Source organism: Paenibacillus sp. FSL H7-0690, from assembly GCF_037980415.1.
In the GTDB taxonomy this organism is placed as follows: Bacteria; Bacillota; Bacilli; order Paenibacillales; family Paenibacillaceae; genus Paenibacillus_AQ; species Paenibacillus_AQ odorifer.
In genome coordinates, this window is sequence record NZ_CP150281.1 from 1,786,801 (window position 1) to 1,802,442 (window position 15,642).

General features: G+C 48.1%; 10 protein-coding genes. 8 read left to right on the forward strand and 2 right to left on the reverse strand.

Annotation, left to right across the window (positions count from 1 at the left end; genetic code table 11):
- Positions 1 to 23: 23 nt before the first annotated feature.
- The 5 genes from MHI32_RS07890 to MHI32_RS07910 are packed head-to-tail and all read left to right on the forward strand — an operon-like array spanning position 24 to position 7,760.
- Positions 24 to 2,660 carry a hypothetical protein gene (locus MHI32_RS07890; RefSeq protein ID WP_340012122.1) on the forward strand — a complete coding sequence of 879 codons (2,637 nt, stop codon included), beginning with the start codon at positions 24 to 26 and terminating at the stop codon, positions 2,658 to 2,660.
- Between the two features lie 27 nt (positions 2,661 to 2,687).
- Entirely contained in the window at positions 2,688 to 3,395 is a 708-nt protein-coding gene (locus MHI32_RS07895) for a DUF1961 family protein (RefSeq protein WP_340012123.1), read from the forward strand.
- 21 nt (positions 3,396 to 3,416) lie between these two features.
- Positions 3,417 to 4,226 carry a polysaccharide deacetylase family protein gene (locus MHI32_RS07900; RefSeq protein WP_076277107.1) on the forward strand — a complete coding sequence of 270 codons (810 nt, stop codon included), beginning with the start codon at positions 3,417 to 3,419 and terminating at the stop codon, positions 4,224 to 4,226.
- A 27-nt stretch (positions 4,227 to 4,253) separates the two neighbouring features.
- Complete coding sequence (locus tag MHI32_RS07905) at positions 4,254 to 5,525, forward strand: hypothetical protein (RefSeq protein WP_340012124.1); 1,272 nt, start codon at positions 4,254 to 4,256, stop codon at positions 5,523 to 5,525.
- Positions 5,526 to 5,540: 15 nt separating this feature from the next.
- On the forward strand, positions 5,541 to 7,760 hold the full coding sequence (locus MHI32_RS07910; protein ID WP_340012125.1) for a glycoside hydrolase family 88 protein: 2,220 nt from the start codon (positions 5,541 to 5,543) through the stop codon (positions 7,758 to 7,760).
- Positions 7,761 to 8,360: 600 nt separating this feature from the next.
- On the opposite strand, the gene MHI32_RS07915 is transcribed toward MHI32_RS07910, so the two are convergent.
- On the reverse strand, positions 8,361 to 9,188 hold the full coding sequence (locus MHI32_RS07915) for an AraC family transcriptional regulator (RefSeq protein WP_340012126.1): 828 nt from the start codon (positions 9,186 to 9,188) through the stop codon (positions 8,361 to 8,363).
- Positions 9,189 to 9,335: 147 nt separating this feature from the next.
- Here MHI32_RS07915 and MHI32_RS07920 point away from each other — a divergent pair, with 147 nt between their 5' ends.
- Positions 9,336 to 10,622, forward strand: a complete 1,287-nt coding sequence (locus MHI32_RS07920; protein WP_076100559.1) for a Gfo/Idh/MocA family oxidoreductase — start codon at positions 9,336 to 9,338, stop codon at positions 10,620 to 10,622.
- A 195-nt stretch (positions 10,623 to 10,817) separates the two neighbouring features.
- Here MHI32_RS07920 and MHI32_RS07925 read toward each other — a convergent pair whose 3' ends face one another.
- Positions 10,818 to 12,080 (reverse strand): TraB/GumN family protein, encoded by a 1,263-nt coding sequence (locus MHI32_RS07925; RefSeq protein WP_036675660.1) that lies wholly within the window; start codon positions 12,078 to 12,080, stop codon positions 10,818 to 10,820.
- Positions 12,081 to 12,339: 259 nt separating this feature from the next.
- On the opposite strand from MHI32_RS07925, the gene MHI32_RS07930 reads away from it, so the two are divergent.
- The gene (locus MHI32_RS07930; protein ID WP_340012127.1) at positions 12,340 to 13,461 is read left to right on the forward strand and encodes a glycoside hydrolase family 88 protein; all 1,122 of its coding nucleotides are present in this window, start codon (positions 12,340 to 12,342) and stop codon (positions 13,459 to 13,461) included.
- Positions 13,451 to 15,613, forward strand: coding sequence for an alginate lyase family protein (locus MHI32_RS07935; protein ID WP_340012128.1), 2,163 nt, complete (start codon positions 13,451 to 13,453; stop codon positions 15,611 to 15,613). Before MHI32_RS07930 ends, MHI32_RS07935 begins: the two co-directional genes overlap by 11 nt.
- Positions 15,614 to 15,642: the final 29 nt, after the last annotated feature.

The following is a 15,642-nucleotide window of genomic DNA, read 5'->3' on the forward strand; positions in this document are numbered from 1 at the left end:
AGAGGACGTGCGGCGAAGAACGTATGAAGGAGATGGTTGTTGTGCCTACGGCTCTGCCGATTGGCCTGCATTGGCTAAAAAAGCCCACTATTGATGTGGGTGTTACCTGGGGGGTTCCTTGGAAAAAAGGAGCGCTCGACAGGGAAGCGTTAAAGAATCTCTGCTTAAGTATGCCGAAGAACGAAAAGCATGTGCCGCTGCAAAGCTGGCCAGCAGCTTTTTGGCCAGACGGGAGCATCAAATGGTCCACGCACTCGGTAGTAAACAAAAATTCGGATATTCAGCAGGATTCCTTAGCGACAATGACAATAAATCAAGCGACTCCAGCTACGGAAGTGACTGAGCGACTCACTGTGCAGGAAACAGAGGAAGCTTTCATTATAGATACAGGTGTTATTATTTGCACGGTTAACAAGCAGGGGAAGGGTCTTATCCGCAGTATTGTGCGCAGAAATCCGGCGGACACGGAAGGAACCGAAGTATGCAGTAATGGCGAGCTTGTATGTATACGTGAACAGAGAGATGAGGGTGCTGGCACCCTGAGCATACGTGAGGAGCGATTCGCAGGACGAACGTTAAGGGCCATCCTTGAACAGGGCGGACCTGTTCGCGCAGTGGTGAAGCTAGATGGACTTCACCAAGCTTCGCACAGTGCTCGTGAGTGGCTTCCCTATACGTTACGTTTATATTTTTATGCTGGGCTGGAGTCTATTCGATTAGTTCATACGTTTCATTATGACGGTAATCCACAGCAGGATTTTATTAAAGGATTGGGAATAGAATTCACAGTGCCGCTGCGTGGACCTCTTTACAACTGCCATGTTCGTTTTGCCGGAGATAGCGGCTTGTTTAGCGAGTCTCCTAAGACGTTGCATACACGGCGAACCAAAGGTAAGTACCGTGATTTATTCCTCGATCAGGTAGCAGGATGTGCTGTGAAATTTAATCCAGAAGAGGATGCCTATTTCCTTAATTTATTGGATGACTCCGCCACTTGGGGCAGCTTTCGGCTGGTTCAAGATTCTTCCGAGCATTATGGGATCTGGAAACGGACAGAGGATGGCTGCGCTTGGATCAAGGCAGCAGAAGGCCGCCGGGCAGGTGGGCTTGGTTATGTTGGGGCAGAGGGCGGAGGGCTAGCAATCGGGATGAAGAATTTCTGGCGTAAGCATCCGGCAGGAATGGAGATTGGTTCCATTGCCACTGACGCGGCAGCGCTTACTGTCTGGTTCTGGTCACCTGATGCGGCAGCTATGGACTTGCGGCATTATGATACGAAAACACATGTGGAATCCTCGTATGAAGGTGCAGAAGAATTACGGGCCACTCCATTTGGTATCGCTAATACTAGCGAGCTAACATTCTGGTGTACGGCGCAGACTCCCGGGCCTGAATTGTTGCAGCGGATGCAGGCAGAAGCTGAAGAACCTTCATTGCTGGTTTGCGAACCAACTTATTATCATGAAGCGGGTGCTTTTGGTTTCTGGAGTTTGCCTGATCGGAGCACGCCAGCCAAGGCATATCTGGAAGAGCGACTGGACGGGATCATCTCCTTTTACCAGGAAGAGATCGAGCAGCGCAAATGGTATGGATTCTGGGACTATGGAGATTTCATGCACAGCTACGATCCGGTCAGACATGTATGGAACTATGATCTTGGCGGCTGCGCCTGGCAGAATTCCGAGCTGGTGCCAAATATGTGGTTGTGGGTAACGTTTCTCCGGTCCGGGAGAGCGGATGTGTTCCGTATGGCCGAAGCTATGACCAGGCATACGAGTGAGGTAGATGTATATCATTTTGGCGAATACGCCGGACTAGGCTCGCGGCATAATGTCATCCACTGGGGCTGCGGCTGCAAAGAGGCTCGTATCGCCATGGCGGGTCTGCATCGCTACTATTATTATCTGACCGGAGACGAGCGGGTCGGCGATATTATGGACAGTGTAAAGGATGCTGATTATTCAACAGTTACTCTGGACCCGATGCGGGCGTATTTTCCGAAGGATGAATTCCCCACTCATGTTAGGGTCGGTCCGGACTGGGCGGCCTTTAGCTCTAATTGGATGACCCGCTGGGAGCGGTTCGAGGATACCGCTTATCGTGACAAGATTATATCAGGCATGGATTGTATCAAAAGGGCAAATTTACGGCTATTATCTGGTCCCACATATGGTTATGATCCGGCAACTGGCCTATTGTCGGGAATGGGCGACGATAACTGGGGGCGTCATCTAGCGATTAGCATGGGAGGTCCGCAGGTGTGGTTCGAGCTGGCGGCAATGCTGGAGGACCCGGACTGGGAAGATATGCTGGCTGAGTTCGGCGTATTTTATAATTTGCCACAAGAAGAGAAGGACGCATTTACAGGAGGGTTGATTTCAGGAAAACTCCGTTTTGAGCATCCTGTACTCAGTGTAGCCATTGCTGCATATGGAGCATATTACCGCAAGGATCCAGCGACGGCAGAGCGGTGCTGGTCGATTTTGCTGGAGAATCCGTTTGGTTGTGTGAATCTACAGGAGGAAGCTGATCAGGTCACTTATATGACTGAGTTAAATGAGATCGATTGGATGAATACAAATGAAGCCTCGCAGTGGTCTTTAAATACGATCATTGCCTTGGAATTAATCGGTAGTGCTTTACCGGAACGCGCGAATTAAAGGCTTCATTGTGGGGAGGAATGTTTTATGGCTAGGCCGATGCAGGACACGGGTATAGGTGGTTTGATCCCTGAAGCATGGAAACCAATCTACCATAATCCCCTCGCTTCAACTAGTGATATCGCTGGATTCCAGATGGAGGGAGCGGGAGCGGTTTCCTTCCCTTTGCAGCGAATGAGACTGGAGAGTACTATCCATGCAAGGGCCGGACAACAAGCAAATGTCGTTCTCTGGTGTCCAGAAGAGTTCCCGGCAGACCTCGCCGTATCTTGGAATTTCCGCCCATTGCGTGAGCCGGGGTTGGCGATTTTGTTTATCGCGGCCAAAGGAGAGGGTGGGAAGGATTTATTTGATTCCACGCTTGCTCGCCGTACGGGTGAATATGATCAATACCATCACGGGCAGATAGATACGTATCATATCTCGTATTTTCGCAGGCGTTGGGTGGAAGAACGTGAATTTCATACCTGTAATTTGCGTAAAAGCTATGGTTTTCATCTGGTTGCGCAGGCAGCTGATCCGCTTCCGGACGTAAGCGACATGACTGAGCCCTACCGGATGTTAGTGGTAAAGCGTGGTCCTATGCTGTCTTTTGCAATCAATGAACTGCCGATTTTTACATGGATAGATGATGGTGAAACCTATGGGCCGCTACTGACAGGCGGGAAAATTGGGTTTCGACAGATGGCACCCCTGATGGCTGAATACTCAAATCTGACGGTTTTTGGACAGTAATGCGAAGGAGGCTTCAGATTGATGTCTATTATTTATTATTGTTACCCTGAGGGCAGACATAAGGCGCTTACAATGAGCTATGATGACGGCAGACGGGCTGACGAAAGATTGGTAGGACTATTTAACCGCCATGGGATTAGAGGAACATTTCATCTCAATTCTGGCCTGCTGGGTGAAGGTGATCGTATTACGGCAGATGAAATAACTGAGCTGTACCAGGGACATGAGGTATCTGTTCATACGCAACACCATCCGACGATGGCCCGTTGTCCGCAGGAGCAAATCATCCATGAGATTATGGAGGATCGAAAGTGTTTTGAGACGCTGCTCCAGGTGCCGATACGGGGAATGTCTTATCCTAACGGTTCCTTTAACAAGGAGATAAAGAAGCTTTTGCCTCATTTAGGCATGGAATATGCCCGTGTGGTACAGACCACTGGCGGCGGCTTTGGGCTGCCGGAGGATTGGCTGGAATGGCGGGGGACTTGCCATCATAATGATCATTTGCTGGAGCATGCGGAGCAGTTCGTGAAGCTGCATAAACGGCAGTATTTATATCTGATGTATGTGTGGGGCCATAGTTATGAATTTGATAACGATAATAACTGGGAGCTGATGGAAAGCTTCTGTGAAGCAGTGGGAGGACTAGAGGAAATCTGGTACGCGACAAATATTGAACTCGTTCATTATATGAAGGCTTGTGAAGCCCTTATTTTCTCCGCTGCTCGGGATTTTGTATATAATCCGGGAGCGCTATCTGTCTGGCTGGAAATCGACGGTTTGATTATAGAAGTAGCAGGCGGACAAACCGTCCGTTTCCCGGAGATCTAATCGAAGAGAGAAGACAGGAGGATTCTAATGAAAACGAAGGACACACAATTAGTCTATCAGCTGGCAAAAGTAGATATTTCCGCTGCCGGTCCACGCTGCAAAATGCTTATTGGCGATCTGAATGGGGATGGACGTGCGGAAATGCTGCTGGTTCAGCCGGATAATCGCCAGGATGTACGTTATATTCCCCATCAGGTGCAATGCCTGACTGCTTTTGATATGGATGGCAAGCTGCTGTGGCAGGTGGGCACACCCGATCCTGACGCTGGCAGCCAAGGCTCGGACTATCCAGCGCAAATTTATGATTTAGATGGTGATGGGGCGCTGGAAGTATTATGTGTAATGGATGGACGGTTTCATATTCTTGAAGGTTCAACAGGAATGGTTAAATCCATATACGACTTACCGGCAGAACATGCACATGATTGCATTATCATTGCCAATCTAACAGGGCAAGAACACGCTTCCGACATTATTCTGAAGGACCGTTATCATCAACTGTGGGCCATGGATCAGGATTTCAATTTATTATGGACGCATAAAGGCAATGTAGGACATTATCCGTGGGTTCACGATCTTCATGGAAATGGACAGGATCAAGTGATGGCAGGTTATGATCTGCTTGATTCTAAAGGTGATTTATTATGGAGCTGCCATGATCTTGACGACCATGCGGACTGTATTTGGGTTGGCGATGTGAATGGAGATGGCTATCCTGAACTGGTTGTCGGCGGAAGCGTAACGGTGATGTATGACCGGGACGGACAAGAGCTTTGGCGTTATGACGGCTCCATCGAGTCACAGCATCTGGCGTTAGGCCGATTCCGGCCTGAACTGCCTGGTCTTCAGGTTGCCGGGCTGGACCGAATGATCCGCGAAGATGACGGCAAAGGGCTGAAGGGCAAGGATGCGTTGTTTCTTCTAGACTGTAATGGCAAGGAACTGTGGAAAGAAGAACGTACAAGCGACGGTTGGCTGACTATAGTTGAAGCCGTGAGTAACTGGCAATTTGGTTCTCCGGATTATATTCTCGCGTACCGCCGGGGAGGCGGAGTATATCCTGCTTTGTACGATGGACATATGCGGGTTGTAGCTGAATTCAAGGAGGAAGGTTATGCCGTTCACGGCGATCTTCTGGGATGTGGCAGGGAACAGGTTGTAATTTATAATGATGAGTCCGCAACGGTATATTCAAGCGAGTGGATAGATATTAGTACCTGTGCCTCTGAGAAATCGTTACCTCACCCTAAAAGATTGTACAACTCGACGCTGTATCCCGGTGGAGAAATAACGGTGTGAAGGAGGATACGCTTAGTGAGTACTTATATTCCAGAATACTTTCCTGATCCTGATTGTATTGCCAAATATAATGGGGGCAAAATCGAAAATGTACTGGCCGCAGTGGCCAGCCGTTTTATCGGTGCCTATCCCCCGCAGCCTCCGGTGTACCGGGTACATTCGCAGAGTGGTTTCAACCGGCTCCGCGACTGCCGTTACGATATGAATCTGGAAGAACGACTGCCGGAGCTAGCGGCAGGACAATTCGTATATGTGTGGGGAAAGCTGTGGAGTGACAATGAGGTAGATGCCCCTTTCTCAGTTAGTTGCTACAGTCCAGTTAAGGTTTACATAAATGGACGGCTGGTGTTTAGCTCCAATCTAAATGATGATGTGTTTCCGGACAGAAGGACGTTTTTTCGGGCGGGCATGGATAAAGGCTGGAACCATCTGGTACTGGAGTATGTTGCAACAGGTACAGGTTGCGGAGGGGTTTTTGGAACGGGCAGTGTCAAAGGTGCACCAGTACACTTTCTTACTCCGACGGCGCAGTTAAGCGGTTGTGAAGGTTGGATTTATAGTGGACCCCAGCAGACATCTTGGGCAGCTTGGCTGGAAGCTGAATTCACTGAAGAGCAAATGACAGCTCGCTGCGTTTGGTTTCCGACACAGCAATGGTCGCCACAGGAACAGGCAACTGGCAACTGTTCACGCATATTTGGGGAAATGCTGGGAGCCAAGGCGTATGCTTGGTGTAAGCTGGAAGTTAACAGCCTACAGAAAGACGACATTCGTCTGCAAGGTAGCTATCGTGGAATGGCTGAAATCTCTATCTATGTGAATGGGAAACTTGTAGCTGAGTATCAGAACGTGAAAGGTATGCTTGATATCCAACTGGAGCTTGGTTATGGACTACATGATCTGGTCGTGGAGTCCATCTGTGGAGAGGGGAATTGGGGATTTGAACTGGACGTACGGTCTGGTGGTGTTCAGAGTAGTCTCGTGCAACCATATCCCGTTGAAGGATTAACTGATCCATGGTTGTACCTTGGATTGTTCACCAAGGAGGCAGCGCCGAAAGTCTTAGAACTGACCTCTATGGATACTTTATTTGGGGAAGCGGATGAAGTAACCTTTTGGCGTGTAGACCAACCGAATAGCTGGGTTAGGCCTTATTTGGAGAGTGTTATGTTTGGGCGCTGGAATTACCCTCTAGGCGTAACCCTGTACGGATTGCTGAGAACAGGAGTAGAGCTTAAGGCCCCCCATTATGCCGAATATGCACAACACCATATTGAGCAATGTACAGGGCTGCATAAATATGCCTTATGGGACCTTGGACGTTATGGCGCTCCGGGCATCAATCATCAGCTGGCGCTGATGGATTCGCTGGACGACTGCGGATCCTTCGGGGCAACGATGCTGGAAGCACATAAGCTTCGTCCACTACAGGGCGCACCGGAAGCTGCTGCTGAAATTGCCAATTACATTACTAAAGTGCAGAGCAGGCTGCCTGACGGAGCTTTGTATCGGACCAGTGGCACAGTTGATTTTATGCAGCAGACGATGTGGTGTGATGATCTGTATATGAGCACGCCATTTCTAAGCAAATATTATGAAATGACCGGAAATGCGGCTTATCTTGATGATGCGGCGGTGCAGTTTTTACATTACAAGGAGCGGCTGTTCCAGCCGGAGCTTGGCATTATGCATCATGTGTATGATTATAAGTTTAATAAACCCAATGGCGTGCCTTGGGGCAGAGGTAATGGTTGGGTGATTTTCTCGCTGACTGAGCTGCTTGAAGTTATGCCTGAGCAACATCCGTTGCGAGCTGATTTGCTTGATTATTTCCGCGAGCTTAGTAAAGGCTATCTTAAGCTGCAAGATGAGCGGGGCCTATGGCATCAAGTGTTGACGGATCCTGAGTCCTACGCGGAGGCTTCTTGTACCTCTATGTTTATTTACGCTTTTGCTAGAGGCGTACGCTGCGGCTGGCTGCTGGAACCAGAGTCATACGTAACCTCTGCAATCAACGGCTGGAGTGGCTTAACCCGTTATTGTATTGACAAACAAGGCAATGTTTACGGTGTCTGCCGCGGTTCGGGTTATTCGTTTAACAAACTGTATTATAAAGATGAATTGACCTGGCAATTAAACGATACACATGGGATTGGCATCGTGCTGCTGGCCGGAATTGAGGTTCACAGGCTCGTACGAGATTTGGAAATGAAATCACATGACGAAGCAAAATGAATGGCATGATGAGGAATGAGACGACCGTATTAATCACAAAATTACAGCGGAGCAGCGATACTCCATTAGTGGGGATCGCTGCTCTTTGTTATGCGTTACAGTGCTGCTTAAACCCCCGAAACCCCGAAACCCCCCCCGGTCCCCCCGGCCCCCCGAAACCGCCGATTACTCCTGCTAGACAAAGTTATGCGGACTCAGATGACGTTATTTGCAGATTTATCGCCTTTTGGGGCCATTTTCGGACTCCAGTGACGTTATTGCTTCGAAAACGGCTAATATAGGTAGCTTTTTATGCCAATAGCGACTATGGGGTCCGATAAAATCCCAAAATAGCGATTATGCTGCGAATAAGGTCCACTGGGTCCGATAGCCTCATGAGCTTTGTTCGCGCGAAAAGGTAATCTAGTGACGAGATATTGTTGTTGCTCAGATGCCCCAGATGCCCCAGATGCTCCAGATGCCCGATGCCAGATGCCAGATGCTCCCGATGCTCCCGATGCTCCCGTCCCAGATGCCCCCATGCCCATGGCAGTTCACATAAGGTACTTTTGATCGACGGAGCGGCTACAAAGAGAACTGGTTGTGATTTCTAGCTGTGGATCAGCGGTTTTGCTTGCGATATTGCAAAGGCGAACGTTTAACGATTTGTTTAAACACACGCCCGAAGTGGGCGATGCTGTCAAAGCCGGTATCCTCGGCGATGTTCGTAACTTTAGCGTTGGTGCTCTGCAAGAGACGTTGGGCTTCCTTGATCCGAATGTAGTTTAGATATTCTACGATGGTGAAGCCAGTTGTCTGCTTGAACACTCGGCAGAGATAGGTGCTGCTGATGAAAAAAGTCTCAGATAGCCGCTCCAATGTAAGCTTTTCAGCATAATGTGTTTGTAAAAAATCAATAATTTCGTAGACTTTTAGCTGCTTCTCACTGCTCTCAGGGGCAATGGGCTCGCGGCTTATTTCCTGTATTCTGTTCATTTCAATAAATAGTTGGATGAGCAGCGTCTGCAGATAGGGGAATTGCTGTGTCCGTGGTTCTGTTTGTTCTTTTAGCATGCTGAAAAGAAGATATTCAATGGCCCCCTGTTCATGTACTCCGGGCCGCAAAAGCAAGCTTTGTGTAGCCATAAATGGAAAATGCAGCTCGAAGTGCGCCAATGTCTTTTGCAGAAAGCTTTCCTCAAAGTTAATTAAGATCCGTTCATGGCTTGCAGAGCCTTTAGACGTGGTACGATGGAGCTCGTTCTTGTTAATAAAAATCAGATCACCTTTACGCAAGGTGTAGATCAGATTGTTAATGTAATAACTGCGTTCCCCGGCGAGTAAATAATAGATTTCATAAGTATCGTGATAATGGTCGGAATCCATGCTGAATGGACCGGCTCTTTTTATTTGCTCAATTATAAAAGGAGGCTGAGGCTCCTGTTCCATGCTAAATCTGCTCCTTTCTGATAATGAGGATAATATATGCAAAGTTTTTGTTATTTCTGCTAAGAATCGCTTAGATTAAGATATATTTTATACTATACACTATAAGAAGAAAACGCTTTTAAATCAATAAGTGATGGAGTGATCCTGATGTCCAACAAGAAATATGCTTTCGTAGGAACCGGCGGCCGAGCGGAGTTTTTTTATGGTGAGATCACCACGAATTATCGTGAAACCTCTGAGATTGTAGGCTTTTGTGATGTGAATGGAGCAAGAATGGATTATGCGAACCGTTTGCTGGAGGAAAAATATAAATATCAAGCGGTTCCTACCTATAAAGCTCATGAGTTTGACCGTATGATTGAGGAAACCAAACCTGACACGGTTATTGTCACGAGTATTGACCGCACGCATCATCGTTACATTATCCGGGCGATGGAGCTTGGCTGCGATGTTATTTCGGAGAAACCGATGACAGTGGATGAAGAGAAATGTCAGGAAATTCTTGAAGCGATTGAGCGGACTGGGAAAAAGCTGCGTGTGACCTTCAATTACCGCTATGCCCCACACAACACCAAAATCCGTGAACTCATTATGGACGGCGCGATTGGAGAAGTGCTTTCCGTCAACTTCGAGTGGCTGCTAAATACGCAGCATGGGGCGGATTACTTCCGCAGATGGCATCGTGATAAACGGAACAGCGGAGGTCTGTTGGTTCATAAATCCACACATCATTTCGATTTGATGAATTTCTGGCTGGGTTCGCGCCCAGATACGGTTTATGCGATGGGTGATCTAAGATTTTATGGCAGAGAAAACGCGGAGAAGCGCGGGGTGACTGAGTTTTATCAGCGTGCTCATGGTAGCAGTGCGGCGGAAAATGATCCGTTTGCCCTGCATCTTAAAGATAATGAGCAGTTAAAGCAGATGTATCTGGATACGGAGCATGAGGATGGCTACCTGCGTGACCAAAGTGTGTTTGGTGATAATATCAGCATTGAGGATACGATGGCGGTTATGGTCAAATACAAAAATAAGACGATTATGAATTATTCACTTAATGCTTATCTGCCTTGGGAGGGTTTCATTGTAGTATTTAATGGGACCAAGGGGCGGATGGAAGTAAAGGTCGTCGAACAGTCTTATGTAAATGCCGGAGGAAACAAGGAAGATGAAGGGGCGTTAAAAGACAAGCGGATCACGGTCTTCCCTCATTTCGCAGCACCTTACGAAGTGGAGATTGAAGAAGGAGTTGGGGGGCACGGAGGCGGGGATCCTGTGATGCTGCGTGATATTTTTGAACGTCCGCTGGAGGATCGCTTTAATCGTGCGGCATCTCATGTGGACGGAGCGTTGTCTATTATGACCGGGATTGCGGCAAATCGTTCAATAGCTACTGGACTTCCAGTTAAGGTAGATCAGTTAATAAAATTGTAGTAGCCCGTTTATGAACAAGCGGCTTTGGGTTCGTAGGGAGCGTTTCTCCAGAATCCCGGAGGGCCCTCCGCTCTGTCCACACGTTAAGCCAACTTCTACTTTTAGATTGAGCTAAAAAAGTGAAAATAAAAGGCTGTCTCCAAAATCATCGTAGATGACTAAGAGACAGCCTTGTTTATTTTAGCTAAAACTCAATTATTGTTTGACGACGTTAAAGCCATCTTTTTGCAATTGGGTCACGATACCATCGTCACCGAGCATATGCAGCGCGCCAACGACGACAAGGTAAGTCGCTTTTTTATCACTATTCAAATATTCTTTTACATGCTTCACCATGTTGACGTTACGATCCGAAACCAGGCCTTTATAATACTCTGGCTCTTGCGCGACCGCTTTTGTCATCGCTACGAGCGACTGCTCATCACCTTGCATCCACATTTGGGATAGTGCATCCAGCGAAGCTGCTGCGGAAGTATTGTCCGTTTGATTGAGGCTGCCGAGTGTGTCGACAAGAAGCTTTTCTTGCAATCCATCTGAGAACTGGTCGAACATATTCAGCTGCAATTGTGTGTTTTCCAGTTCAATAATAGGTTTGTTCAGCTTGCCTGCTTTTTGTAAAAAATATAAATCAATGCCGGTATCCGCCGTATAACTTGTAACTTGCATCTGTAGACTTGAGACACCTTGGGTAACGACCCACGGTTTGAAGGAATCGAATGCATTTTCCGCCAGACCATTTGCTTTTAGCAGCTGAGTTACTTTGTTATAGGTATCTGCAGATACATGATCCTTGAGCTTGGTTCCATCTGTATAGGAGCCTTTTTCCAAAATAAACTTTTGGATCTCAGCTTGATCAATCTTAGAGATATCTACTTCGACACCTAAATATTGCGAGGCTTCAAAAGCAGCTTCAATCTCCGGACGCAGCGGGTACATTTTGTCGTTAGCCACATGGATAGAACCAAGCAGATAGACGGTGTTGCCGTTGTTCTCCACTTTCCATAAGAATCCGGTGCTTCCGGCAGCTTGAGTATCGGCCACAAAAGTGATGGTGCGCAGCGCTGGACTCCACTCCACCTTATAGCCGATCGTTTCTCCTATAAAGCGGACAGGAACATAGGTGACATTGTTGATGGTTTTAGGAGCCACCTCTAGTTTTTTCTTCTCCCCGTTTACCGTTGCGGTTGTGCTACCGATGGTCAGTGAGAGGGCCAGTCCATTTTTGGTCCCTGTTACGGTTTGGGTTTTTTTATTCCAATTAATATTTACATTAAGCTTTTCTAGCAGGGGACGCATAGGAACTAGGGTCGTTCCTTTTTCTACAACAGGGTTAGAATTGCCTAACTTTATTTCGGTTCCATCAATCCATACACCGACAGGCTTTTCAGCAGCATGCGCAGTGGTAAAGACAGACATAACCATGAAAATGGATAAAAATAATGCACCTAGCTTTTTCATTAATAGGACACTCCGTTTCTAAAAAAGAATGAAAGATGTAAGTCACTCTCTGATTTTAACGTATTTTCCCATAAACAGTTATACCTTTTGTTACTATATTGATTTGATGCCTATGATTGGAAAGTAAACTTACAGTACTTCACGTCATTCAAAAGTCAAAATAATGCACATCAAAGCAAAAATCGCCCCTATTAGATCCTGTTCACTCTCCTTATCATGAAACGTAAGAAACGAAGAGCCTGAAGGGAGCAAGGGACTTATGTGGAGCAGTGCGATTGAAGATGCGATAGAGAAGGTACGTAAGAACATAGACCGGTTCGGGGGCAGTTTCCCTCATGTCAGCAGGAATGGAACTTATCAGCTCAATAACAACGACGACTGGACTAACGGATTTTGGAGCGGCATGTTGTGGTTGTGTTATGAATATACGCGGGATGACAGCTTCCGTATTGCGGCATCCCATACCGTAGAAGATTTCCGCCGCCGTTTCGCGGCAAAGACCGTGCTTGATCATCACGACATTGGCTTCCTGTATTCGTTATCCTCTAAAGCCCAGTGGATTATAGATAAAGACGAATCAGCGCGTCAACTGACATTGCAGGCGGCAGACCTGCTGCTGAAGCGCTGGCGTACAGCTGGCGGTTATATTCAGGCTTGGGGACCGGAGGGGGATACTCAGGAAGGCGGGCGGATCATTATTGATTGTCTGTTAAATCTTCCCCTTTTGTATTGGGCAGAAGAACAGACCGGTGATTCCGAATACAGGGAGGTGGCGGTCATGCAGGCGGAGAAAACGAGACGGTATCTGGTACGGGGAGATGACAGCTCTTACCATACGTTTTTCTTCGACCCGAAGAACGGAGAGCCGATTGGCGGCGCCACTCATCAGGGCTTTACTAACGGATCGACCTGGACGCGCGGGCAGGCTTGGGGTGTTTACGGTTTTGCATTATCCTACCGCTATACCAAAAATCCGTTGTATTTGGAAACGTCCAAGCGGATGGCCCGCTATTTTCTGGAGCATTTGCCGCAGGATCATGTCGCTTACTGGGATTTTAATGCTCCGGTATCTCCGGATACTTACCGGGATAGCTCGGCCTCAGCAATAGTAGCAGCCGGACTACAGGAACTGCTGGAGCTAATGGATGGGGAGGATTCTGAGCGGGCTTATTTTCAGCAGGGATTAGTGCAGTCGATGACTTCGCTTGTGCAGAACTATTCCACGCTCGGTGAAGAGGCGGAGGGGCTGCTGAAGCATGGTTCTTACCATGTGCGCGGCGATCTGTCTCCAGATGACTTCATGATCTGGGGAGATTATTTCTATCTCGAAGCATTGATGCGGCTGCAAAAAGGCAACAAGGGGTACTGGTATGAACGCTGATGTCAGACAAATTTCCCCCTATGCCGTCTTTGCGCTGCTCGACCTTGAGTTGCCTGCTTTAGCTCTAGTGAAGAATGCACTCAGCCAAGCGCGTCAGGACGATGCGCTGATTGAATTGCATCGGTATTTGACCCGCCGGAGCACGCCGGGCTGGCGGATAGAGGATAACCGGAAGCAGCAGCTTATTGACTATGTACGGCTTTATTGTGCAGACGAACTGGAAGCAGTAATGAAGACAGCGGATGAAGTTGTGGAGCAGACGTTTCTCTTTCGTTTTCCCTGGGATATGGAGCGCAGCCGCATTCCGGTTACCTTTGAGGAAGAAATTGACTGGCGTCATGTTCCGGACAAGGATGTAGAATGGGCTTATATGCTGAATCGCCACCGCTACTGGGTGGCATTAGGACAAGCGTATGCGATAACAGGTAAAGAGGTTTATGCGAGAGCATTTTGCTGCCAGCTTGAAGATTGGATAGACCGTAACCCCGTTCCAGACAAGCCTACGAATGATACGCTGACATGGCGTACAATTGAAGCGGGCCTTCGTTGTGCTAACTGGATTAAAGCACTGTCTTATATACAGGATAGTCCGCTGCTCACACCGACGCTGCTGGCCAAAGTGATGATATCTCTCCATGAACACGGCCAATATTTAGCTTTATCGTTTACGGGCTGGAAGAAGATCAGCAACTGGGGGGTGCTGGAGACTTGTGGTTTGTTCCAAACTGCGCTCTACTTCCCTGAGTTCACTAGTGCCAATAACTGGCGACAGCTCAGTGAGGAGAGATTGGGAGAGACGGCGCGAATTCAGATTATGGCGGACGGCATCCACTGGGAGCAATCGCCCACCTATCACCATGAGGTTTTGGTATGTTTTCTCGACTTCATCCGCTTAGCCCGATTGAACGGACTGGAGCTTCAGGAAGAATTTCAGCAAAAGGTTCAGCAAATGGCTGTCGCTTCATTGTATTGGGCCAAGCCGAATCACCGGCAGCCGATGCTTGGCGATAGCGATGACAGCGATATCCGTTCGCTTTTGACTTATGCGGGCTGGTTATTTCAGGATGCTGTACTCCGCTTTGGCGGATACGATCAAATGGATTATGACAATGCCTGGTTGTTTGGGATAAATGGAGTTGAGAGCTACGAGCGGCTGACTGCGGAGCTACCGCCAAACTTGTCACACGCCTATGCACATTCCGGCCATTATGTGATGCGAACGGGCTGGGACGAGCAGGATTTGTACCTATATTTTCACTGCGGACCGCTTGGGGGTGGACATGGGCACGCGGATCTGCTACATTTCGATCTGTATGCCTATGGGCGGGATCTGCTTACCGATCTTGGCAGATACAACTATAGTGATCATACACCACTTAGAAAAGCGCTAAAAGAAAGCGCTGCCCATAATACGACCACTGTCGACGGAATTGGATTTACCGAAATCACGGATACATGGTCCTTCTCTCAGATTGCGAAGCCAACGGGCTGCCAATGGATCAGCCATCCGGACTTTGATTATGTAGAGGGCAGCCACGACGGCTACCGTCATTGGGATGATCCGGTCTACCCGTTAAGGAGGATCCTATTTATTAAGCCTTTTTACTGGCTTCTGGTGGACAGCTTCAGTTCCCGGCAGGAGCATACATTTTCCCAGCATTTTCATTTTGCACCCGGAACGGTTCAGATGGAAGATGGAACGCTAATATGCCGTACCAAAAATGAGCGGGAAGCCAATCTTTGTATCCTTCCTGTTCATGTTGATGGTCTTCAGGGCAGGGTTGATGCTGGGGTAATCTCCCGCGAATATAATCTGCTGGAACCCAATCAGTATGCTGTGTACTCCCGAAAGGGGAAAGGAACGGTCTCGATCATGCAGGTGCTGTACCCGCAGTCTGCGGGTGAGTTGTTCTGTCCGCTGGTCGAACAAGTGCCGATTTACCGCCATACGGGTGAACCGGTGGCTGCTGCACAGGCGGAGGCCTGCCGCATCATCCTCCCCGAAAGGAATGAGGAGCATATTATCGTGATCAGCCACGAGATTCCATCCAGTCATTTAGATTCCTATGTAGTGGAAGGCGTACAAATTTTTGGAGAAGTAGTGCTTATGGTTTCTGCAGACGGTCAAAAGAAAGTCACGGTAATCAGATAATGTATGATACTGGACAACGGGCTGATAGA